Consider the following 21,694-nt stretch of genomic DNA (forward strand, 5'->3'; position numbering starts at 1 on the left):
AAAATACGTAAGTATTCTAGTTGAACAATTAAATAAGGACACAAATGATGAAAACAATTAAACTTTTACCGACAGCTTTTTGCATGGCTGCCCTGTCGCTGGGGTTAAACACTGGCGCTTTTTCAAAAGGAGAAGATTTTGAAGAAAAAGAAAAAAATTCATCAGGAACGGATGTAAACTCTACAGTTTCCGGTCCTTTCAGAAAAAAGACAGGAATCCCTACCGGGAGTAATTTTCAAAAGGCACCTGTCAATACTTTTATTATGAGAGAAATGCCTTCTCATTATTTTAGGACTGATAAAGAAGAGAAAGCTGATTCAGTACCCTTTAAACCATCTATAAGTGTAGGTTCTATTGTTCACATGTTTGCATCTTCGCAACAGACAGGGTTTGGATCAAACACCAACTATGGTGAAGCTGGTAGCGACTGGAATAAGGGAATCACTTTATACAGAGCCAGGGTACTTGTCGGTGGACAACTTTCAAAAAAAGGAGCTTTCTTTCTTGAAACGGATATTCCTTCACCAATAGGAGTAAGACTAGACTCAAGCACTAAAAATGTAAAAGTATCACCCATAATACTTGATGCACAGTATGAGCATACTTTCAATGAGCATATAATGCTTGTAGCTGGTATGCAACTTGTGTCTCATAACAGGAACGGGCTTCAGGGAGCAGCATCTCTGATGGCCAATGATTTTACTTATTATCAATACCCATACAATCTCTTTGCAAATGACCCGCTGCAAGGAAACTTTGGTCGTGATCTTGGATTGAATGCGAGAGGATTTTTCCTGAAGAAAAAGCTAGAGTATCGTTTCGGTATTTTTTCAGGAAGAAGATTTGACGATAAAGCTCCTTTTAGAACTGTCGGTAGAGTCGTTTATAACTTCCTTGATCCGGAGCAGGACTACTACTATGCAGGAACTAAACTTGGAGCCGGTAAGACTGTAGCGCTTGGTGCAGGTTTTGATGCTCAGGCTACATATTATAATGTGGGAGCGGACTTGTTTGTTGATGTGCCCGTTTCAAAAGCAGGTTCTGTAACGCTTAACTCTGCATTTACCTACATGTCCGGAGGTTCTAAGACAGATACGAAATATAGTTTTGCTAAAATGATCCCTCAGCAAACTGTATCATTCCTTGAACTTGGCTACTACTTTAAAGACATAAAGGTTCAACCATGGATCAGATTTGAGAATAAGGCAGTAAGTGCTACTAAAGAACAGGCCGAAGGAAATACGACTACATACAACAAACTTCAAGGTGGAACTGTATTTGGCGGTGGTGTTAACTACTTCTTCAATGGATATGGTACAAACGTAAGATTGTCTTATACGACATTCACAAAAGGAGTTCCACAGGATTCAGGAGAAATTTCCAACAAGACTTATGGACAGTTGTGGTGCCAGCTGCAGTTCTTTATTTTCTAAAGATTTCAAAACTTAATAATCCAATGTCCCCTTAGGGGGAATGAATCAAGATAAAGCAATCCATTAGCTCTTATATGATAACACCTTTACTTATAGGCTTAAGCCATTCAATGGAAACAGATCATGTAGTGGCTGTTGGTAATCTTGTTCAAATCAGACGAAGCTTCCGGGAAGAAGCGATATTAGGCGCAACCTGGGGTTTGGGTCATACATGCTCTGTTATCATCGGGGCTCTTTCTATATCATTTGTTAAAAACTTTATTGCCTTTCCCGAGCATTTTTCTTTTGAACTTTTTGTAGGAGTGATGATGGTATTGATTGGAATCTATCGCCTATATATTCTTAAAAGAAAGGAAAAGAACTCTTCAGGTAACAAGACTTTGTTCTTCAATGTTGGAGTTGTTCACGGCCTTGCTGGTAGTGGATCTATCGCTGCCATGCTCGCAGGCCTTGCTGAGAACCGACAGGAGCAAATACTTTTCCTGATGCTGTTTGGACTAGGTACAATAGTAGGCATGGGAATTATTGCAGCTTCCATCACAAGACTAAAGTTTTTACATCCCAGGTATCTGACATGGTTTTCATGTCTTATTGCTGCTTGTTCATTCATCTATGGTATCAAAATAATTATCGGACAACTTTACTAAAATACTAACTCTAACAACGACTCGTATGAAAACACCATTTAAATCAAAGACTTTGTATAAGTTTCTGTCGCTCATGCTGGCTGCTGGCCTCTTGTTTTCTTCATGTTCAGGATCGAAAGACTCCGCATCGGAACAAGAAAAATCAGCAGAAGCTGCATCAGGAGAAACCATTAAAATCGGAGTATTGCACTCATTGAGTGGTACTATGGCTATCTCTGAAGTTTCTCTTAAAGATGTTATAGAAATGGCAGTGGAGGAAATCAATGCTTCCGGTGGTGTGCTTGGTAAAAAGGTAGAGCCTGTTATTGTAGACCCTGCATCTGACTGGGATCTATTTGCGGAAAAGTCAAAAGAACTTATACTTGACAAAAAGGTGGCTGCTGTATTCGGCTGCTGGACTTCAGTGTCAAGAAAGTCTGTGTTGCCAGTATTTGAAGAACATAACAGTCTTTTGTTTTATCCTGTGCAATATGAGGGTGAAGAATGTTCTGCAAACGTAATCTATTCAGGTGCTACTCCAAACCAGCAGTTGATACCAGCTGCTGAATATCTTATGAGTGAAAAAGGCGGTGGATATAAGAAGTTCTATTTGCTAGGAACAGATTATGTGTTTCCTAGAACAGCTAATAAAATCCTTAAAGCATTCCTTCTTTCAAAAGGGGTTCCTAAAGAAAATATCATCGAAGAATATACTCCTTTTCATCATCAGGATTATCAGACTATTGTTTCTAAAGTGAAGAAGTTTGCAGCTGGCGGAAAAGCATGTGTATTAAGTACTGTAAACGGTGACTCTAACGTGCCATTCTATAAAGAATTCGCAAATCAGGGACTTACTGCAGCGATGTGTCCTATCATGGCATTCTCTGTTGCAGAAGATGAGTTGCGTTCAATGGATACAGAATTTCTTGTAGGCCACTTAGCTGCATGGAATTATTATCAGTCTGTTGAGTCTCCCGAGAACAAACTTTTTGTGGAGAACTTTAAAAAATTCTGTGAGAAAAAAGGATTACCAGGTGGCAAAAGCCGTGTGACTGACGATCCTATCTGCTGGGCTTATACTGATATCTATCTTTGGAAAAATGCTGTAGAAAAAGCGGGTACTACTGAAATAGAAAAAATGCGGCCTGCATTATATGGTCTTGAATTCAAATCACCAGGGGGCCTTGTTAAAATGAGTGAGAAAAATCATCACCTTGCTAAGCCTGTAATGATTGGAGAAATAAGAAGCGACGGTCAGTTTGATATCATCTGGAAAACAGATGGTCTTGTTGAGCCAGAACCATGGTCTAAACTAACATCCCCTGACAAAGATTGCGATCACGTAAGTCATGGTGGTACATATACTCTTAATGATTAATTGTTAGTTGAGTAAATAGTCATCAGTAACTCTGATGACTTGTAAAGGTAGATTTACCGGCTGTATGAGGAACTCAAAAGCCAAGTGCAGCCGGTTTTAAAAAGGATTTCGAATACGATTGCTATTAGTTGTGTTTGATTTAATAATTAACCAGATGAAATATATTTTCTACTTTCTGTTGGTTTTCGCATTACCATTGCGTTTGCTCGCAGAGTCTAGTGTAAGCGATACTCAGACACAAGTGAATACTCTTATTTCTGGATCAGATTCACTGAAGGCTGTTGTAATTAATAGTCTAATATCATCTGAGAAAACTGAAGTGTATCCATTGCTTTCTGCAATTAATGATAAGAAGTTATTTATGTATAATAACATTCTGATCACACTTGGAGAAAAGCAAACATCAGATGATGGTACCGAAAAATTTAAGCTATTAGAGGTTTATCCAGAGTTCAAGGAGTTGTCTTCCAACGATGGAAAATCCTTATACCTTCCTATATCAGAATTAAAAGAAGTTGAGTTTAGCAGAAGTTCCAGATTATTGCTTGCTCCGATAACTCCTTATCTGAATTTATTAAGTCCTGAAGTTGAAAAGCGAAAGCTTGCCTATTCTCAGTTTCAGGGTTTAAAGGATAAGTCTATCCTGCCAAAGTTATATTCTGCGCTTGCTCATGAGAAGCATCAGGAAATATTAAGATTGGGAAGGGAAACAATATTTTCAATACAATTGAACTCTTCACCGGAAGCTTCTCATAAAATGTGGACTGATAGTCTTACATTGAATTGGGGACCTAACACTCAATCTATTCTTGAGCAGTACGCAGCGATTCAATCCAATCCAGAGTTAAAGAACTTTGCCTCAGAAAAAGCTGAGGAGTTACAATCAAAGCATGAAAGATTAAGAATGTTCCAGAATTTGTTCAGTGGATTAAGTCTTGGAAGTATTCTTATTATGATTGCGCTGGGGCTTTCAATTGTTTATGGGCTTGCTGGCGTAATCAACATGGCTCATGGTGAATTTCTTATGATAGGAGCTTATACTACTTATTGCGTCCAAAATATCATGAGTCCGACTTCAGATCTTTTTTTCTGGATATCGCTTCCATTGGCTTTTTTGGTCTCAGGCTTCTGGGGCTTCGTGATAGAAAGATTAATTATCAGACACCTTTATTCAAGGCCTTTGGAAAGTATGCTGGCTACCTGGGGGGTTGGTTTGGTACTTGTTCAGATAGCCAGATCATTGTTTGGAGACCTTACTGCAGTCCGAACTCCTTCAGTTCTTTCAGGTGGGTGGGAGGTTGTACAGCATCTTGTTCTTCCTTATAACAGGTTATTCATCATTTTCCTTAGTGCATTTATGATTACGGCCACTTATCTTGTTTTGTACAAATCAAGATTGGGATTACAGATAAGAGCAGTTACACAAAACAGAAGAATGAGTTCATGTCTGGGAATTGAAACCAATAAACTTGATGCTATGACATTCTTTTTGGGATCTGGTCTGGCCGGCCTTGCAGGAGCAGCGATGACACTCATAGGTAATGTGGTTCCGGATATGGGACAGACTTATATAGTTGACTCTTTCCTTGTTGTGGTGACAGGAGGTGTTGGCAACATTGCAGGTTCAATTGTTTCAGGATTTGGAATAGGGTTTCTGTTTAAAATGCTGGAATCATTCTTTCAGGCTGTGTATGGAAAGGTACTCATACTAACTCTGATCATATTGTTCCTTCAGTATAGACCTAAAGGCTTGTTTCCTGATAAAGGAAGAATTGGTGAAGATTAGTCAACTTTAAACTTACCGGTATGAAGAAATATTTAACAGCAGATTCTTTATTCTATATATTATTAATAATCATATTTCTCATAGTGCTCCCATTGGGAAATATCCTGGGATTTGTTTCCAATAACACAATTTCCCTTTGGGGGCGTTATTTCTGTTTCGCCATAGCAGCTTTAGGCATTGATCTGATCTGGGGATATACAGGAGTTTTATCAATGTGCCAGGCATTCTTCTTTTGTCTCGGAGGTTATTCCATAGCGATGCACATGTTGCTCAGTGCAACTGGCAAAGGTGTTTACAGCGCTGCTATTCCAGACTTTATGGTATGGAACCAGGTAGAGACACTCCCGTTTTTCTGGGAGCCATTTCATTCTTTCGGTCTCTCTTTGTTGCTGGCATTAGCATTACCAGCACTCTTTGCTTTCCTGTTTGGGTTCTTTGTTTTCAGAAGCAGGATAAAAGGGGTTTATTTCGCTATCATCACTCAAGCTTTGGCATTGGCTGTGTGGTTCATATTCCTTAGAAATGAAACGATGCTTGGAGGAACAAATGGATTAACAGACTTTAAAAGTTTATTGGGGTTTGAATTGTCAAGTCCGAGAACTAAGCTTGGTCTTTACCTTCTTGCTTTTTTCACGCTCTGCGGTACATATTTATTTTGCAGGTGGCTTGTTAATTCCAAGTTTGGAAAAGTGCTGGTAGGTATACTGGACAGCGAGTCCAGATTGAGTTTTACTGCTTACAATGTTGTAAACTATAAGGTGGCAGTATTCGTCATTGCTGCAATCCTCGCAGCAATTGGAGGAGTGTTGTATGCGCCGCAGACAGGAATCATCACTCCCGGTCGGATGGATGTGAAAGCATCCGTGGAAATGGTGATGTGGGTTGCTCTTGGTGGAAGAGGAAGATTGAAAGGTGCTATAATCGGAGCATTGCTGGTTAACTATCTTTACAGTGTTTGTACTAGTCTGTTCCCTGAATCCTGGTTATATATCCTTGGAATATTATTTATCCTTACTGTCCTTTTCTTTGAAAAAGGTTTCTGGGGATTGATTGAAATGCTGGAGGCAAAGCTGACCGAATGGTCGCCTGTTAAAGGCAGTGAAAGTTTAAAAGCTAACGTCTGATATTATGTTGAATGTAAAAAATCTAAATGTAGCCTTTGGTGGTGTGAAGGCTCTTGATCTTCATGGTTTTAGTGTGGGTATGAATGAGCTTAGAGTTATCATTGGCCCTAATGGGGCAGGCAAATCAACCTTCCTTGATATTCTCTGCGGAAAAACTCAGGCTGATGATGGAGAAGTAGTCTTTGATGGAAATCCTATTCTAGGAAGAAAAGAAGTGGATATCGCCAATCTTGGTATTGCAAGGAAATTTCAAAAGCCTTCCATATTCGGAAGTCTGACAGTATATGATAATATGCTTCTGGCAGCCAGAATGCCAAAAGGAATATTCAAATCCATGTTCTTTAAGATTTCATCGGAACTTAAAGATAGAATATATCAGGTGGCAAAAATGGTAAGGCTCGACATTCATTTAAGTAAGCTTGCAGGAAACTTGTCACATGGTCAAAAGCAGTGGCTGGAGATAGCTATTGTAATGTTACAGGACCCAAAGTTATTGCTTATTGATGAGCCAGCTGCTGGAATGTCTGATGAAGAAACTTATAGGACCGGTGAATTGCTGACAGATCTTGCCAAACATCATTGTGTCATTGTTATTGAGCATGATATGAGCTTTGTGGAACAAATTGCTAATCGTTTGGTGAGTGTTCTGGTGAGAGGTAAACTATTGATGGAAGGTTCATTTGCTGAAGTCAGAAATGATCAGAGAGTGATAGACTGCTACTTGGGAAGAACGAATACGCAACTAGAATAACCAGTGTTTAATAAAAATTGAATCATCATGGAGATAATACTGGAATCAAATAATTTACAGGCAGCATATGGGCAGAGCACAATTCTGTGGGGCGTTAATTTTAAAGCTGTTAAAGGCAAGATTACAACTATAATGGGAAGAAACGGAGTGGGGAAAACCACTTTGCTTAAGACCATTATGGGACTTGTAAAAGTTTCAGATGGAAGTATAAAATTTCAGAAAGAAGAAATAGGTGCAATGCCCCCGCATAAGAAGGCCAGAATGGGTATAAGTTATGTCCCGCAAGGCAGAGAGATTATTCCTAAATTAACTGTTTATGAAAATCTAAAATTGGGCATGGAAGCCTTGGGGAACAAGAAAGGCAAATTGCCTGAAGAGGTGATTTATGAACTGTTTCCTATACTTAAAGACTTTAGAAAAAGACTTGGTGGAAATCTCAGTGGAGGGCAACAACAGCAACTTGCATTGGCGAGAGCCATGGTCAGCAATCCGTCTCTTATTCTTCTGGATGAGCCTACAGAAGGGATCCAGCCTTCAATCGCAATGGAAATTGCTCAGGTACTTAAGAATCTTGCAAGAGAAAAAAATATTTCAGTGTTGTTGGTGGAGCAGAAGATTGATTTCGCCAAACAGCTAACAGACTATTATTATTTCATGGACAGAGGTAAAATGGTGATGGAGGGAGGTAAGGAAGAATTGGAGCATCAGGAAATCAAAAAACATCTATCAGTATAAAGTATGAAGTTATCTCCGAAAGATATTGAAAAGCTAATGTTGCATAACGCGGGTTTTCTGGCGCAAAAGCGGTATGCAAGAGGTATTCTTCTTAATTATCCCGAAGCAATTGCTCTTATTTCAGCTCAGTTGCTTGAGTTTATAAGAGAAGGAAATAGTGTTGCAGAGCTTATGGATAAAGGGAAACAGCTTCTTGGTGTTGATGATGTAATGGAAGGGGTTGCTGATATGGTGGATGAAGTACAGATTGAAGGTACTTTTCCTGATGGAACAAAGCTTGTAACTGTTCATAATCCTGTTTGTAATAAAGGCCTAAACAATGGTCTTGCACTTTATGGATCAGGTCTGGTAGCGGCAGATAAAAAACTTGTTATAGATAATATTGTCAATTCAAAGCCTGGTTTATTGGATGTTCCTGAGGGATATATTGAATTAAACAAAGGAAGAAAGGCCATTAACATAGATGTGATCAATAAAGGAGATAGACCTGTTCAGGTAGGATCTCATTACATTTTCTCTGAAACAAATAATGCACTGGAGTTTGACAGGATTAAAGCAATAGGATTTAGACTTGATATTCCAGCGGGGACTGCAGTCCGCTTTGAACCTGGTGAAAAGAAAACAGTGCCTCTGGTAGAGATTGCAGGCCAAAAACTTGTCTTCGGGGGAAATAATCTTATTCAGGGGAAAATTGATCATGACAGTATTGAATTGATAAAGGATAGAATGATGGAAAAAGGTTTTATATCATAAATATTTATGGCGTATAAATTTTCAAGAAGGAGTTATGCTGACATGTTTGGCATAACAACGGGAGACAAGTTAACATTAGGAGATACCAATCTTGTCATTAAAGTTGAGAAAGATTATACCGTTTATGGAGAAGAATGCAAGTTTGGAGGAGGAAAGGTTCTTCGGGATGGTATGGGACAGGCTTCTGGTTATAATTCTTCTGAGGTACTTGATTTGATTATTACCAATGCTCTGATAATTGACTATACAGGAATTTATAAAGCTGATATCGGAATAAAAAACGGATATATTAAGGCTATTGGAAAAGGTGGCAATCCTCATATCATGGAGGGAGTTGACCTTGATATGATTGTAGGTGCAACAACTGAAGTGATAGCTGGAGAAGGAATGATCATAACAGCTGGAGGTATAGATAACCATATCCATTACATCTGTCCGCAGCAAATGGAAGAGGCGCTCGCCTCCGGCATAACTACTTTCATAGGAGGAGGTACGGGTCCTGCTACCGGTACGAAGGCCACAACATGCACTCCGGGAGCTTTTTATCTGGAGATGATGTTAAAAGCTACAGACAATTTCCCTATGAATATAGGCTTTCTTGGAAAGGGAAATACCTCTCATCCTGGAGAAATTGAAGAACAGATAAAGGCTGGAGCAATTGGTCTGAAACTGCATGAGGACTGGGGAACAACTCCTGCGGCAATAGATAATTGTCTTGCTGTAGCTGAAAATTATGATGTTCAGGTTTGTATACACACTGATACGCTCAATGAAAGTGGTTTTGTAGAATCCAGTCGAGCGGCTTTTAAAGGTCGTACCATTCACACTTATCATACAGAAGGAGCAGGTGGTGGACATGCTCCTGATATTATAGTGCTTTGCGGAGACCCTGACGTTCTTCCTTCCTCAACAAATCCTACTAAGCCTTTTACAGTAAATACAATTGATGAACATCTTGATATGCTGATGGTTTGCCATCACCTTGACAAGAATATACCTGAAGACATTGCTTTTGCAGAAAGCAGGATCAGAGGAGAGACTATTGCTGCTGAAGATATACTTCATGATATGGGAGCTTTGTCTATGCTTTCTTCAGATTCACAGGCTATGGGAAGGGTTGGTGAAGTAATTTGCAGAACATGGCAGACAGCTCATAAAATGAGAGAACAACGTGGTGCATTGAGGGAGGATTTGGAATCCGGATCTGATAACTTCAGAATAAAAAGATACATAGCGAAATATACTATTAATCCTGCTATTGCTCATGGTTGCGGGCATGTAATAGGCTCTGTGGAAGTTGGTAAATTGGCGGATCTCGTCTTGTGGCATCCTAAGTTTTTCGGAAGCAGGCCAGAGCTGATTGTAAAAGGTGGTGTAATTGTACAGGCGCAGATGGGTGATCCAAATGCTTCTATTCCTACTCCACAGCCATATTTCTCCAGACCAATGTTCGGTGCAAGGGGAGCTGCTATTGGAAGAACTTCTCTTGCATTTGTTTCACAGGCATCATTGTCAACTGTTAAGTCATATGAACTTAACAAATCAATAACCCCGGTATCAGGTTGCAGGTCGGTGAAGAAAAAAGATATGAAGCTTAATGATTATCTGCCGGATATTAAAGTTGATGCTGAAACATATAAGGTGACAGTTGATGGAGAATGGATAACCTGTCTTCCGGCAAGCAAGCTTCCTTTAGCGCAGTTGTATAACCTGTTTTAAATCTTTAAATCAACATATGAGCTCAGATCATAATCTTCTGCTCTTATTCCAGCTTGCTGACTCTGCCTTTCCAGTTGGTGGTTTTGCCTATTCCTACGGTTTGGAGTCTGCAGCTAAGCAGGGTTTCATAAAGAGTGAAGAAGATCTGAGAAAATACCTTATTACATTTTCCCAACAACTGATCTCATTTGACTTTCCATTTGTTTCCGATGCTTTTGGGCTTGATGCCGATAAGGATTCTTTGGCTTCTTTAAAAAAACTACTTGGGAACTACGATGCAATGCTGATGAATCCCATGATAAAGAAGTCGAGCTGTGTAATAGGCCGGAACTGGATCCGAATCAGTAAGCAGCTTTCTGACACCATCAAGCTGGAAGAACTGGATATGATATTTTCTAATAAAAACCTGTCTTATGATTTTCCAATAGTATATGGAATGACTATTAAAATTTTGAATGTATCGTATCACAGAGCATTGTACCTTTATTTTTATATGGCGCTCAGAGACCAGATCAGCGCGCTTATACGTCTTGGTTTAGCTGGTCCTTCAAGGGCACATATAGAATTGAGATACATTCTTGAATCGTTTGCAGAACAGATTAGTCTATATGTTCCGGTTTCACATAAGCATGCTTATAAGTCTGCTTATTTATTGGAGATAGCTCAGCTATCTCACGACAAAGTTTATTCAAAATTATTTCAGAATTAATAAAATTGTTTAGCTATGAAAATTTTAAACATGTACAGACATATGGGGCACCATGATGGTCCTGGTCACTTTCATCATCGGGAACTCACTAATGAGCGGAGAAACTACAAGAAGCGAGCCTTTACCGTTGGAGTCGGAGGTCCTGTGGGTACAGGTAAAACAGCCTGGACTCTGCAACTTTGTAAAGCTTTAAGAGATAAAATGAATATCGCTGTGGTAACCAATGATATCTTTACTAAGGAAGATGCGGAGTTTCTTACGAGAAATGAAGCCCTCTCTGCCGACAGAATTATTGGCGTTGAAACCGGAGGATGCCCCCACGCGGCCATAAGAGAAGATGTTTCGCAGAATATGTATGCTCTTGAAGAGCTCATGAAAAGGTTTCCGGATATAGAACTTCTATTTGTAGAAAGTGGTGGTGATAATCTCGCTGCGCACTTTAGCAAGGAACTGGTGGATTTTTCAATTTATGTCATTGATGTTTCCGGTGGTGACAAGATTCCAAGAAAAGGCGGACCGGGAATTACTCAATCTGATTTGCTTGTGATTAATAAGATCGATCTGGCTCCATTGGTAAATGCTGATTTATCAGTAATGGAACGTGATGCAAAGAAGATGCGGGGAGAGGGTCCTTTTGTATTTGCAAAAGCAAAAGATTGTTTTGGCATGGAAGCCATTATTGATCACATTCTGTATGCAAGAGCTGCAGCTCTTGAAAAATCGAACAAATTTTCCATTAGAATGAGGTGATGAAAGTTAAAACATTTATCTTTTAAGCCTTTTAACAAATAATATTAAAGACCTGCAATTGCTGCAGGTCTTCAGTTTTTCTGAACGGTACAATTGACTTGTCGACAAGGGATAATCAAATTTTTTTTAGTATTTCTCTAAACATTTTCAGATTGAATTGGTTTAAGCGTGATGTTTTAACCTAAACTTTACCACATGAAAAATCTGAATAAGTCAGGACTACTTTTTTTATTAGTCCTATTTGCAGTCAGGGCCTATTGTCAACCAGTATTTATTGAAAATGTGCCTGTCAATAGTACGAATTTCATTAGCGCAAATGGAAAACTTTACTTCACTTCCGGGACAGATCTTTATCGTTCAGACGGGACTGCTCAGGGTACAACTTTCGTCAAAAGTATTGGAGAACCAATTTTAGAATTTACAAATCTCACTGTTGGAAGTTTCTTTTATTTTACCACCAAAGAAGCCAGCGGTAAAACTGCCTTATGGAAGAGTAATGGATATTCCAATAATACTATTAAAATAAGATCTGCCAATGTTATCAAGCCTCTTCTTACTTATAATGTAGCCCTTTATTTAGGGATAGATGACGGTGTTCATGGATATGAACTATGGAGAGCTACTTCCGGTAATGCCTTCAGTCTGGTTAAAGATGTATATCCGGGTTCAGGATCAGGTCTTGGAAGTGAAATAGTACTTTTTAATAATGCTTTGTACTTTAAAGGTTATCATCCTGCCACCGGATCAGACATTTGGAAAACTAACGGAACCTCTGTAACCGAGATAGCAGTGAACCTCCCTTTTACAGGTTCTTATGAATCTATAACAGAGGTAGGCTCTACGCTTTATTTCTCCAGGAATTACACAGCGAATAATGTACAATATGCTGAATTGTGGAAAACAAACGGAACAACATCTGGAACAGGCCTTGTAAAGCAGTATACAAATGAGGGAGACTTTTATTATATAGGTATCGAACAACTCACCAAATTTAAGAACAAATTATACTTTAAATATTTCTTTGATGCGGGAGTTAAATTTGAAGGTTTGCATGTAACTGATGGTACAGAAGCGGGAACGGTCTATGTTGAGAGACTGAATATAGATGGAAGCATGAGTGATTTTCTGGAGGTAAATAATCATCTTGTATATACAGGAGAAAGCCAAGGTTGGCCTGGGTCTTTGATTGTCACGGATGCAAGTGGCTCTAATAGATATTTTTTGCATCCTTTTAATAGTTATAATCCAAGAAGATATATAGCAGTTGGGGACCTGCTTTTCTTTGTGGATCACACAGAGCAAAATTATGGATCTTTACCTCTGGATTCTGCAAATTACTTTCAGCTATATCAAAGTGGTTTAAGTGCAGCTAACACTGCTACTTTGAGAAGCATTTTTGGTACATCATATGTCGGTTCGGATAATCTGACAGAGGTAAGTGGCAAGTTGTTCTTTACTACTTATAATGATTATCCGATAGGTGGAGGATGTCCTTCATGCCCTAAAAAATTATTTATCTATGATCCATCTACTTCAGGTTTCAGGACAGCTTCTTCTGAAGAATCTATAATTGAGTTTACTGCATTTCCCAATCCTTCTGATGCATTGTTTAACATTAGTTTAGTGAGCAATACTGATGGTAATGCAACGGCGGAAATTTTCAGAGTTGATGGAACCTTGGTAGCTAAAGTTTTCGAAGGATCAACTGCAGAAGGCGAAAAGGTAGAATTTAACTGGAACGCTAATGGATTGCCAAGCGGTGTTTATTTCTGCAAATTCACCTCAGGTTCGAAGTCAATTGTAAAGAGATTAATACTAAATAATTAATCACTATTCAATAGTCATTATATAATGCAGGCCTCATTTAAATAATATATCTGAGGCCTGTATTTTATATTCTTCCTTCAATTGGATTGAAGCCGAGCTCTAAAAGTAGTTGTGCAAGTTCTTAAACCAAGGGTTGCAAGATATGCTTGTTTCTTGATGAACTTCTTACTATAAATACATTTGCTGATATCGTACCCCTTTTCATCAAATGTGTATTTTTAATATATGATTGAAGTTCCAGTGGGTATATGATTCTAAAAAAACCAGACCAGGAATTACTCAGTGAGATGTGCTTGTCATTAATAAGATCGATCTTGCTCCATTGGTAAATGTGGATTTATTAGTAATGGAGCGTGATGCAAAGAAGATGTGTGTGGAGAGCCCTTTTAATTTGCAAAAGCTAAAGGTTGTTTTGGTATTGAAACCATTATTGGTCATATTCTGATGCAAGAGCGGCTTGCTCTTGAGAAATCGACCAAGTTTTCTCTTCGTTTTGGTAATGAAAGTTAATATATGTATCCTTTTAGTCTTTTAATATACAATACAAAAGACCTGCAAGTGCTGCGGGTCTTTTTTATTTCTGAACGATACATTTGATTTTCATACAGGAGTAATCAAATTTTTCCAGTATTTCTGTAAACATTTTCAGTTTGAATTGGTTTTAGCGGGATGTTTTAACCTAAACCATTCAACACATGAAAAATCTGAAAATGACAGGACTATTTTTTCTATTAGTCCTTACTGCAGTCATGGGTTATTGCCAACCTGTATTTATTAGGAATGTGCCTACCAATAGTACGAATTTCATTAGCGCAAATGGAAAACTATACTTCACTTCCGGGACAGATCTTTATCGTTCAGACGGGACAGCTCAGGGTACAACCTTCGTCAAAAGTATTGGAGAACCAATTTTAGAATTTACAAATCTTACAGTTGGAAGTTTCTTTTATTTTACTACCAAAGAAGCCAGCGGTAAAACTGCGTTATGGAAGAGTAACGGATATGCCAATAATACTATTAAAATAAGATCTGCCAATGTTATCAAGCCTCTCCTGACTTATAATGTTGCCCTTTATTTAGGGATAGATGATGGAGTTCATGGATATGAACTTTGGAGAGCAACTTCCGGAAATGCCTTTAGTCTGGTTAAAGATGTATATCCTGGTGTGGGCTCAGGCCTTGGGAATGAAATTGTAGTGTTTAACAGTTTACTATATTTTAAAGGAAATCATCCGGTTACCGGATCTGATATTTGGAAAACAAACGGAACCTCTGTAACCGAGATAGCAGCTAATCTCCCATTTACAGGTTCTTATGAATCTTTAACAGAGGTTGGCTCAACGCTTTATTTCTCCAGAAATTACATGGTAAATAATAACCAATATGCTGAATTGTGGAAAACAAATGGAACAACACAGGGAACCGTTCTGGTAAAACAATATACTAATGATATATTTGACCTTATCGGAATCGAACAACTTATTAAGTTCAATAATACATTGTATTTTAAGTATTACTTTGATGGAGGAGCAAGAATTGATAATCTATACAAAAGTAATGGGACAGAGTCAGGAACTACTTATGTCGTGACATTGAATAATGACGGAAGTATGTCTGATCTTATAGTGGTCAATAACCATCTTGTATATAATGGGCAAAGTCAGAGTTGGCTAGAAACATTGAAAGTTACTGACGCGAATGGTTCAGGCCCTTACTTTTTACATTTTTTCAATGAATACCCAAGAAAATACATAGCTGTGGGAGACTTACTTTTCTTTATTGATCATACTGAAGAAACTTATGGAGGACTACCTCAAGATTCCGCTAATTACTTTCAGCTGTTTCAAAGCGGGCTGGAGGCCTCAAATACAAGCACATTAAAAAGTATTTTCGGTACATCCTATGTTGGTTCTAATAATTTGACAGAGGTAAATCGCAAACTATTTTTTACAACCTATAATGATTATCCGTTAGCTGGTGGTTGTCCTTCATGTCCAATGAAATTATTCGTTTATGACCCCTCTACTTCAGGTTTCAGGACAGCTTCTTCCGAAGAATCTATAATTGAGTTTACTGCATTTCCCAATCCTTCTGATGCTTTGTTTAATTTTAGTATAATGAGCAATTCGAATGGAAATGCAACAGCCGAAATTTTTAGAGTTGATGGAGCATTGGTGGCTAAAGTTTTCGAAGGTACAGCTGGAGAGGGCGAAAAAATTGAATTTAACTGGAATGCGGATGGGTTGCCGAGCGGTGTTTATTTCTGCAAATTCACCTCAGGTTCGAAGTCAATTGTAAAGAGATTAATACTAAATAATTAATCACTATTCAATTATAGTTTCATTTACTATACAGGTCTCATTTAAATAATATATCTGAGGCCTGTATTTTATATTCTTCCTTCAATTGGATTGAAGCCGAGCAGGTCTTTGTCTGAAAGTAGTTGTGCTAGTTCTTTAACCAGGGGTTGCAAGGCATGATTGTTTTTTGCAGAGCATCTGATCATAAATACATGCTCATTTACTTTACATGCACTGCCAATGATTTCACATTTGCTGACATCGTGCCCTTTTTCATCATAAAGATATTTTCTTGACAGAAAGTGTAATTGGGTTTCAATCAGCTTTACTTTTTCCAGATTTTCATTACCTGCAAGAAATATATTGAGATAACCTGAGTGGCTAAGAAAAGCACCGGGAGAGTTCATATTGCTTTGCTCAGGATCCATTTTAAATCGATCCCAGATTACTGTCCTCTCAGATACATTTATTTTAAGATCTGTAAAAAAGGATTTGAAGGCAAATCGTTCTCCATTCAATATTCTTCCACCTTCAAACCAGTCAAGAAATAGTAGTGCTGAACCTTCTTCCAGTTCCCATCTTATCCTTTGTTCGAATATACTTTCCTGATGTGGAACTATCGGGTCCCCCATGAACACTGTTAATGCATCTCTGCCGACTTTCCCTCTGATTTCCTGCAAACTTGATTTGTCGTGTTCGGAGCGGTATATTCTTGTATTGGCCTGAGTAGAAAAGACAGTTGTAGTGCCAGCTTTACAGTGGATGTCAAGAAATATCTGATCTCCTTCTACAAATCCGCCCCCATAGTTTGAAAATACTATCTGGCAGGATTTTCCTTTTTGAAGGGAAAAAATTTTTAAAGGACGAAAGATTTTTGACCCTGTTAAAATGGATTTATTGTCTATTCTGGATATTTCTACTGCCGATCTGGTCATGTCCTTAATCATAGCATTTCTTGAAAAAATTGAAATTACTTAAGTAATATTACTAATAATTATGGGAAAAGTTGCCATGTATTGGATTCTTTTAATTATTTTAAATTAAATTTCTTCTTCACTTCTAAGCGTTTTTGATGGGTCTTTTTAGAAATAAACTCAATACTTTAGGGCAGGAGCAAAGGCTGTTTAAATATTCAGCAGTCATGTATGCCATTGCCCTTTCTTTAATTGCAGTCATTTCCATATTAAGTCAGGTTTTGATTCAACAATACTTAAGTAGTCAAATACATGACTCTCATATAATTAATATTGCAGCCAGGCAACGTACTTATAGTCAGACACTGAGCAAAAATGCGCTGCTTATTGAGTCTGGACGGGATATAGAAACAAATCGAAAAGCTTTTGTAAATACTCTGAGACAGTGGCAAAGATCACATGAAGCGCTACAATCAGGAAGCGATTTTTTAAATCTGCCAGCTAATGACAGAGAGGAACTTAGTCAGATGTTCAAAATCATTGAAGATCCCTATGAGGAAATTTTAGGAGCTTCCAATGAAATGATCAAAGAGCTTTATAGTACTAAACCGTTAGATTCTCTTAACTTAAAGCCTTATATAACAACTATTTTTGAAAATGAAAAAATTTATCTTTTAGGAATGGAGCTTATCGTATTTGATTATGACAGATTTTCGAGGAATGGCGTTAACAAACTGAAAGAAATTGAATACATCCTATTATTTATAGTTTTACTAAGTCTAGTTCTGGAGGCAGTATTTATCTTTTATCCCCTTGCTTTGCGCGTGCGCCAGAATATCAGAGACTTGGTTGTTTCAGAGACAAATGCGAAAAACCTGGCAAACAAACTCAAAGAGACCAATGATACGCTGGAACAATCTCATAAAGAGCTGAGAGAAGTAAATTTTGCCTTGGAAAAAGCTACTTATCTTGTAAAGACAGATCAGGATGGTCGTATCATATATGCCAATGATAAGTATTGTCACGTTACAAAATATACAATGGGGGAATTGCTAGGAAAGCCTTTATTTTATAATAATATGGGTGGGAAGGAAAGTATTATCTATGAGCACGTGAGAAATCCCTTAAGAAGGAAGGAGGTATGGCAGGGAGAAATTTTTGATCATGCTTCCGATGGCACAGGTTTTTGGCTTGATGTCACACTTATGCCTATCGTTGACTATAAGGGTAGTTTGTATCAATATCTTGTTATTTGTACTGATATTACCAAACGAAAGAATACAGAACGTGAGTTGACTTTACTTACTGAAGAAAAAATAAGAAGACAAGATGTAGAACAGAAAATCATCTCTTATTCTATTCTAAATGGTCAGGAAAAAGAAAGGAAGCGGATTGCTGCCGAAATCCATGATGGTATTGGTCAGATGATGACAAGTATGCGGATGAAGCTTGAAATGATTGAACAAAAGAATATAGGTCTTTCCGAAGATCTTCCGGAAATCAATGATTTGCTTCAATCTATTATTAATGAGACAAAGAAAATTTGCTCCGATTTATTGCCAAGTGTATTGGATGATTTCGGACTTAGTGCTGCAGTAAGGGAGCTTCAGAAACTTTGTGAAAGTTCTTCTACCATGGACTTGGAGATTGAAGATCAACTGGCGAAAACCAAATTACCCAGGGAGGTGGAAATTGGGGTATTCCGTATACTTCAGGAAGCATTGAATAATGCCATTAAGCATTCCTCTGGTTCAAAGATTTTTGTCCACGTGAGCAGTGATGTACACTGTGTTCATCTGATGGTCCAGGATGATGGAAAAGGTTTTTATTTTGATGAAAGAAGGATTTTGAGCAGGGAATTCGTGAGAAAGTCTAATGGACTGCGTAATATGAAAGAAAGGGCAGAATTGCTGGGAGGAAATTTTAATGTAACTTCGGAACCTGGAAAGGGAACAATTGTACAGTTGGAAATACCGTTATAAACCAGTAGTTTCTATAATATTTTATAATAAATGGGGAAAAAGATAAAAGTTTTTCTGGTTGATGATCATGAGATTTTTCGTGACGGGGTAAAACAACTAATTACCAATGAATCGGATATGGAAGTTGCAGGTACTGCTTCTGATGGGGAAGAAGCAATGCGTGCCATACAGGAGGTAAAGCCGGATGTGGTTATTATGGATATCAGAATGCCTGGCTTAAATGGCCTTGAGACGAGTCAGAATATAATTAAATCCGGTAGTAATGTTCATATCATTTTTTTTAGTCTTTATGACAGGGAAGATTACGTTATTTCAGCTCTTGAAATGGGTGCTCATGGTTACATATTAAAGGATACAAGTAACAAAATATTTCTGAATGGAATAAGGGCTGTGGCTAATGGCCAGTTCTTTTTTACTAGTGAGGTGTCTGATGTACTTGTTAAAAAATACAGAGAACTTAAGCAGGAAAAAGGTATTCCTGATATAGTCCATCAATCGTTCAGTCTGCCCAGCCTTTCCAAAAGGGAGCTTGAAATTCTTAATATGATCCGTATAGGGAAGACGAATAAAGAGATTGCTGAGGCATTTGGTTTAAGTGTTCGTACAATTGAAACGCACAGGCTCAATATGTTAAGAAAATTCAAGACCAGTAATCTTGATGAGGTATTAAAGGTTACCGAAAAGTATAATGAGGAAGAATAAAGAGTTTTTTTAAGAAACAAATAATTATAGGATCATAAATTAATCACATGTTGAGAATGCAAAATTTTTTTTATTTACCATTGTTTATAATTACACTGTATTTGTCCTCATGTTCTACTAATGAAGTCAAGGATGGGATTAAGAAAGGTATTAACAAATCCGGAGATGTTACAGGCCAGGTGATTGGTGAATTTTCCTCCGGAGTATCTTCAGGTGTTGAAAAGACTTTTGAGCCAAATTTAGAGCTTTCACAAGCGCTTCAGGCTAAGGGTTTAAAGTTTGGTAAAAAGATAATTTCCAGTGATAGTTTAGGCTCAGATAATTTACTTGTAGTCTATGTGATTTTTAATAATGAATTTAAAGGCACTCTGGTTGCAAAAGCATTTGATGTTAAAGGACAGGAGATGGGCAGGGTAAAGCTTGCCGTTGAAGGAAAAGCAGACGATGCCAGATTCCTTGAATTCCATTTTGACAAACGAACAAATATTGATTCAGATAGTAAGCTGGTAATAGAGTAGAATCATTTATCGCTATTTGTTTGCTGATATTTATCTAAGAATAATACGGATTTTATCTGGCGTTATTTTATTTAATTCCTATTTCTGCAAAGATTGCTGTGTTAAGGGTATATTGTCAGTCATAAGTGCGTCAGGACTTTTGTTAATGGCCTCTACAACATCTTTTCTTTTTAAAATTCCCCAAATAATAACTTTGATGTTTTTAGAATGAGAATCCTTAACCTGTTCTTTCGTTATATCGCTATTAGAGATCACGAATGCACCAATGTCTGCTTTGGTACATACTGCAATTGCATCACCGTATGATTGTGCGTTATAAATGATATTAATCTCAGGGTCAGCTGCACGAAATCTTTTTAGTAGAGAGGTGTCACCATCGTATACGTAAACCCAGTCATGAGCCTGGTAGGCTTGGATTGTTTGGGAAATCTTACTAACCCATAGCCTTTCTCTTTCTTCACTTTCAGAAAGGCATGGTGAAGCGATTTTTAGATTGAGGTATATGAGGGGTTTGATATTTCTGTTTTTGAAATGGTCCAATACTTTGGTTAATCTGATAATTCTCACATCATTCAGAAGTTGGGCGCCATATTGATTGTAGTATTCACAATTTTCAAGCTCGGAGGCATTATATTGATTTACACAGCCGAAACAGTTAGTAGATTTTTCCAGTGTCTGGTCATGATATAGAACAATTGTACAGTCTTTGCTTAAATCTATATCTATTTCGATGCCATCGGCATTCAATCCATTTACAGCATGTTTGATAGATTCAAAGCTGTTGCTGGGATAAGGATTGATCAATGATTGAAATCCGGTTCCTGCGTGTCCTATTACATCAATTTTGCCGTTGTTAAGATTTGAAATAGTATCAAGGTCTATTTTGGTACAGGAATTAAAAATGAAAACCTGAAGGAAGAACAATATGGTGATGGCCCTTTTCATTATTAAAATCTGTAGTGAACAAAAATTCTGAAAAGATTATTGTAGCCCAGAAAAGTTTCCTTAAGTTCCAGGTCAGCATTGTTGAATATTTCCATATGCGCGCCCACTCCCATTGCATTTCCTATATAGAGATGATCAAAAAAACGTAACTGCATTCCATATCCGATAAATAATTCGTGATAATAATTTCTTTTTTTGCTGTCTTTGATTCTTGAGAAGCTTTTGGCAGAAATCATTTGGTAATCTGTGAGAAAGAAAAAGCTAAGCTTCTTACCTTCTGTATTTCTGAATTCATGTCTGTATCCCAGATTTATTCCCCATGGGCCTTTATTGGGCAGGTAATTCATACTTGTAAGAAATTTGGGTCCCAGATAAATAATATGTTTATTAAGAACAATGTCAATAGTAGGAATAATGCTTATTCCTGAAAAGGAATAATTAGCAGATGCAGAAACTCCAAATAGAGTTTTGTCCTTTTCGTTAATGTCCTGTCCCTTTGTAGCAAGGGTGTAAAAGAGAAGTAAAAATGTTATGAGATGTCTCATATAAGACAAGAAAAGGTGTAGTAAGCTAAACCCTTCAATGACTAATTTGTTATTAAATGATTTAAATACTAAGGATAGTTTACTTATTATTTTGGTAAGTGGTATTAAATCACCAATTTTATTTTGAGGGTTAATCTAATGAAAAGTAAAGATTACTTTTTATTGTATAAATGGATAAAAAAAGGCCTGGGAAACCA

General features: G+C 37.7%; 20 protein-coding genes. 17 read left to right on the forward strand and 3 right to left on the reverse strand.

What is annotated here, in order from left to right; genetic code table 11:
• Positions 1 to 44 precede the first annotated feature (44 nt).
• From MYP_RS09215 to MYP_RS09275, 14 genes are all read left to right on the forward strand, one after another.
• A complete protein-coding gene (locus tag MYP_RS09215; protein WP_156140449.1) occupies positions 45 to 1,433 on the forward strand; it encodes a hypothetical protein in 1,389 nt (462 codons plus the stop codon).
• 110 nt (positions 1,434 to 1,543) lie between these two features.
• The gene (locus tag MYP_RS09220) at positions 1,544 to 2,080 is read left to right on the forward strand and encodes a HupE/UreJ family protein (protein ID WP_045461946.1); all 537 of its coding nucleotides are present in this window, start codon (positions 1,544 to 1,546) and stop codon (positions 2,078 to 2,080) included.
• 25 nt (positions 2,081 to 2,105) lie between these two features.
• Positions 2,106 to 3,437, forward strand: a complete 1,332-nt coding sequence (gene urtA / locus MYP_RS09225) for an urea ABC transporter substrate-binding protein (protein WP_045461950.1) — start codon at positions 2,106 to 2,108, stop codon at positions 3,435 to 3,437.
• Between the two features lie 154 nt (positions 3,438 to 3,591).
• Positions 3,592 to 5,223 (forward strand): urea ABC transporter permease subunit UrtB, encoded by a 1,632-nt coding sequence (urtB, locus tag MYP_RS26365; protein ID WP_197060045.1) that lies wholly within the window; start codon positions 3,592 to 3,594, stop codon positions 5,221 to 5,223.
• A gap of 20 nt (positions 5,224 to 5,243) precedes the next feature.
• Positions 5,244 to 6,347 carry an urea ABC transporter permease subunit UrtC gene (gene urtC, locus MYP_RS09235; RefSeq protein WP_045461953.1) on the forward strand — a complete coding sequence of 368 codons (1,104 nt, stop codon included), beginning with the start codon at positions 5,244 to 5,246 and terminating at the stop codon, positions 6,345 to 6,347.
• 4 nt (positions 6,348 to 6,351) lie between these two features.
• Positions 6,352 to 7,098, forward strand: coding sequence for an urea ABC transporter ATP-binding protein UrtD (gene urtD / locus MYP_RS09240; protein WP_045461956.1), 747 nt, complete (start codon positions 6,352 to 6,354; stop codon positions 7,096 to 7,098).
• 27 nt (positions 7,099 to 7,125) lie between these two features.
• Entirely contained in the window at positions 7,126 to 7,833 is a 708-nt protein-coding gene (gene urtE, locus MYP_RS09245; protein WP_045461959.1) for an urea ABC transporter ATP-binding subunit UrtE, read from the forward strand.
• 3 nt (positions 7,834 to 7,836) lie between these two features.
• On the forward strand, positions 7,837 to 8,586 hold the full coding sequence (ureA, locus tag MYP_RS09250) for an urease subunit gamma (RefSeq protein ID WP_045461961.1): 750 nt from the start codon (positions 7,837 to 7,839) through the stop codon (positions 8,584 to 8,586).
• A 6-nt stretch (positions 8,587 to 8,592) separates the two neighbouring features.
• On the forward strand, positions 8,593 to 10,305 hold the full coding sequence (ureC, locus tag MYP_RS09255; RefSeq protein ID WP_045461964.1) for an urease subunit alpha: 1,713 nt from the start codon (positions 8,593 to 8,595) through the stop codon (positions 10,303 to 10,305).
• Positions 10,306 to 10,321: 16 nt separating this feature from the next.
• Positions 10,322 to 11,014, forward strand: coding sequence for an urease accessory protein UreF (locus MYP_RS09260; RefSeq protein WP_045461967.1), 693 nt, complete (start codon positions 10,322 to 10,324; stop codon positions 11,012 to 11,014).
• Between the two features lie 15 nt (positions 11,015 to 11,029).
• Positions 11,030 to 11,764 carry an urease accessory protein UreG gene (gene ureG / locus MYP_RS09265; RefSeq protein WP_045461970.1) on the forward strand — a complete coding sequence of 245 codons (735 nt, stop codon included), beginning with the start codon at positions 11,030 to 11,032 and terminating at the stop codon, positions 11,762 to 11,764.
• A 195-nt stretch (positions 11,765 to 11,959) separates the two neighbouring features.
• A complete protein-coding gene (locus tag MYP_RS09270) occupies positions 11,960 to 13,591 on the forward strand; it encodes a T9SS type A sorting domain-containing protein (protein ID WP_045461972.1) in 1,632 nt (543 codons plus the stop codon).
• A gap of 289 nt (positions 13,592 to 13,880) precedes the next feature.
• Positions 13,881 to 14,036 (forward strand): hypothetical protein, encoded by a 156-nt coding sequence (locus MYP_RS26065; protein ID WP_156140453.1) that lies wholly within the window; start codon positions 13,881 to 13,883, stop codon positions 14,034 to 14,036.
• 250 nt (positions 14,037 to 14,286) lie between these two features.
• Entirely contained in the window at positions 14,287 to 15,912 is a 1,626-nt protein-coding gene (locus MYP_RS09275) for a T9SS type A sorting domain-containing protein (RefSeq protein ID WP_045461975.1), read from the forward strand.
• A 68-nt stretch (positions 15,913 to 15,980) separates the two neighbouring features.
• On the opposite strand, the gene MYP_RS09280 is transcribed toward MYP_RS09275, so the two are convergent.
• Positions 15,981 to 16,838, reverse strand: a complete 858-nt coding sequence (locus tag MYP_RS09280) for an urease accessory protein UreD (RefSeq protein WP_045461978.1) — start codon at positions 16,836 to 16,838, stop codon at positions 15,981 to 15,983.
• Between the two features lie 125 nt (positions 16,839 to 16,963).
• On the opposite strand from MYP_RS09280, the gene MYP_RS09285 reads away from it, so the two are divergent.
• From MYP_RS09285 to MYP_RS09295, 3 genes are read left to right on the forward strand one after another with little or no spacing between them, the layout of a single operon-like run.
• A complete protein-coding gene (locus MYP_RS09285) occupies positions 16,964 to 18,787 on the forward strand; it encodes a sensor histidine kinase (RefSeq protein ID WP_045461981.1) in 1,824 nt (607 codons plus the stop codon).
• 30 nt (positions 18,788 to 18,817) lie between these two features.
• On the forward strand, positions 18,818 to 19,489 hold the full coding sequence (locus tag MYP_RS09290) for a response regulator transcription factor (RefSeq protein WP_045461984.1): 672 nt from the start codon (positions 18,818 to 18,820) through the stop codon (positions 19,487 to 19,489).
• A gap of 56 nt (positions 19,490 to 19,545) precedes the next feature.
• A complete protein-coding gene (locus MYP_RS09295; RefSeq protein ID WP_052430055.1) occupies positions 19,546 to 20,007 on the forward strand; it encodes a hypothetical protein in 462 nt (153 codons plus the stop codon).
• 78 nt (positions 20,008 to 20,085) lie between these two features.
• Here the strand turns inward: MYP_RS09295 and MYP_RS09300 are convergent, their stop codons facing one another.
• Together MYP_RS09300 and MYP_RS09305 are read right to left on the reverse strand one after the other, a co-directional pair.
• On the reverse strand, positions 20,086 to 20,952 hold the full coding sequence (locus MYP_RS09300; protein WP_045461986.1) for a glycerophosphodiester phosphodiesterase: 867 nt from the start codon (positions 20,950 to 20,952) through the stop codon (positions 20,086 to 20,088).
• Positions 20,953 to 20,954: 2 nt separating this feature from the next.
• On the reverse strand, positions 20,955 to 21,497 hold the full coding sequence (locus MYP_RS09305) for a hypothetical protein (protein ID WP_045461988.1): 543 nt from the start codon (positions 21,495 to 21,497) through the stop codon (positions 20,955 to 20,957).
• Positions 21,498 to 21,694: the final 197 nt, after the last annotated feature.

The sequence above is a fragment of the Sporocytophaga myxococcoides genome, assembly GCF_000775915.1.
Lineage (GTDB): Bacteria > Bacteroidota > Bacteroidia > Cytophagales > Cytophagaceae > Sporocytophaga > Sporocytophaga myxococcoides_A.

What these genes read in the sequence shown, in the direction of transcription:
- urtB (WP_197060045.1), top strand. Translation starts at nt 3,592, where the DNA reads ATGAAATATATTTTCTACTTTCTGTTGGTTTTCGCATTACCATTGCGT.
- MYP_RS09220 (WP_045461946.1), top strand. Translation starts at nt 1,544, where the DNA reads ATGGAAACAGATCATGTAGTGGCTGTTGGTAATCTTGTTCAAATCAGA.
- MYP_RS09300 (WP_045461986.1), bottom strand. Translation starts at nt 20,952, where the DNA reads ATGAAAAGGGCCATCACCATATTGTTCTTCCTTCAGGTTTTCATTTTT.
- MYP_RS09305 (WP_045461988.1), bottom strand. Translation starts at nt 21,497, where the DNA reads ATGAGACATCTCATAACATTTTTACTTCTCTTTTACACCCTTGCTACA.
- ureG (WP_045461970.1), top strand. Translation starts at nt 11,030, where the DNA reads ATGAAAATTTTAAACATGTACAGACATATGGGGCACCATGATGGTCCT.
- ureC (WP_045461964.1), top strand. Translation starts at nt 8,593, where the DNA reads ATGGCGTATAAATTTTCAAGAAGGAGTTATGCTGACATGTTTGGCATA.
- ureA (WP_045461961.1), top strand. Translation starts at nt 7,837, where the DNA reads ATGAAGTTATCTCCGAAAGATATTGAAAAGCTAATGTTGCATAACGCG.
- urtC (WP_045461953.1), top strand. Translation starts at nt 5,244, where the DNA reads ATGAAGAAATATTTAACAGCAGATTCTTTATTCTATATATTATTAATA.
- MYP_RS09275 (WP_045461975.1), top strand. Translation starts at nt 14,287, where the DNA reads ATGAAAAATCTGAAAATGACAGGACTATTTTTTCTATTAGTCCTTACT.
- urtD (WP_045461956.1), top strand. Translation starts at nt 6,352, where the DNA reads ATGTTGAATGTAAAAAATCTAAATGTAGCCTTTGGTGGTGTGAAGGCT.
- urtA (WP_045461950.1), top strand. Translation starts at nt 2,106, where the DNA reads ATGAAAACACCATTTAAATCAAAGACTTTGTATAAGTTTCTGTCGCTC.
- MYP_RS09285 (WP_045461981.1), top strand. Translation starts at nt 16,964, where the DNA reads ATGGGTCTTTTTAGAAATAAACTCAATACTTTAGGGCAGGAGCAAAGG.
- MYP_RS09290 (WP_045461984.1), top strand. Translation starts at nt 18,818, where the DNA reads ATGGGGAAAAAGATAAAAGTTTTTCTGGTTGATGATCATGAGATTTTT.
- MYP_RS09215 (WP_156140449.1), top strand. Translation starts at nt 45, where the DNA reads ATGATGAAAACAATTAAACTTTTACCGACAGCTTTTTGCATGGCTGCC.
- urtE (WP_045461959.1), top strand. Translation starts at nt 7,126, where the DNA reads ATGGAGATAATACTGGAATCAAATAATTTACAGGCAGCATATGGGCAG.
- MYP_RS09280 (WP_045461978.1), bottom strand. Translation starts at nt 16,838, where the DNA reads ATGATTAAGGACATGACCAGATCGGCAGTAGAAATATCCAGAATAGAC.
- MYP_RS09270 (WP_045461972.1), top strand. Translation starts at nt 11,960, where the DNA reads ATGAAAAATCTGAATAAGTCAGGACTACTTTTTTTATTAGTCCTATTT.
- MYP_RS09260 (WP_045461967.1), top strand. Translation starts at nt 10,322, where the DNA reads ATGAGCTCAGATCATAATCTTCTGCTCTTATTCCAGCTTGCTGACTCT.
- MYP_RS09295 (WP_052430055.1), top strand. Translation starts at nt 19,546, where the DNA reads ATGCAAAATTTTTTTTATTTACCATTGTTTATAATTACACTGTATTTG.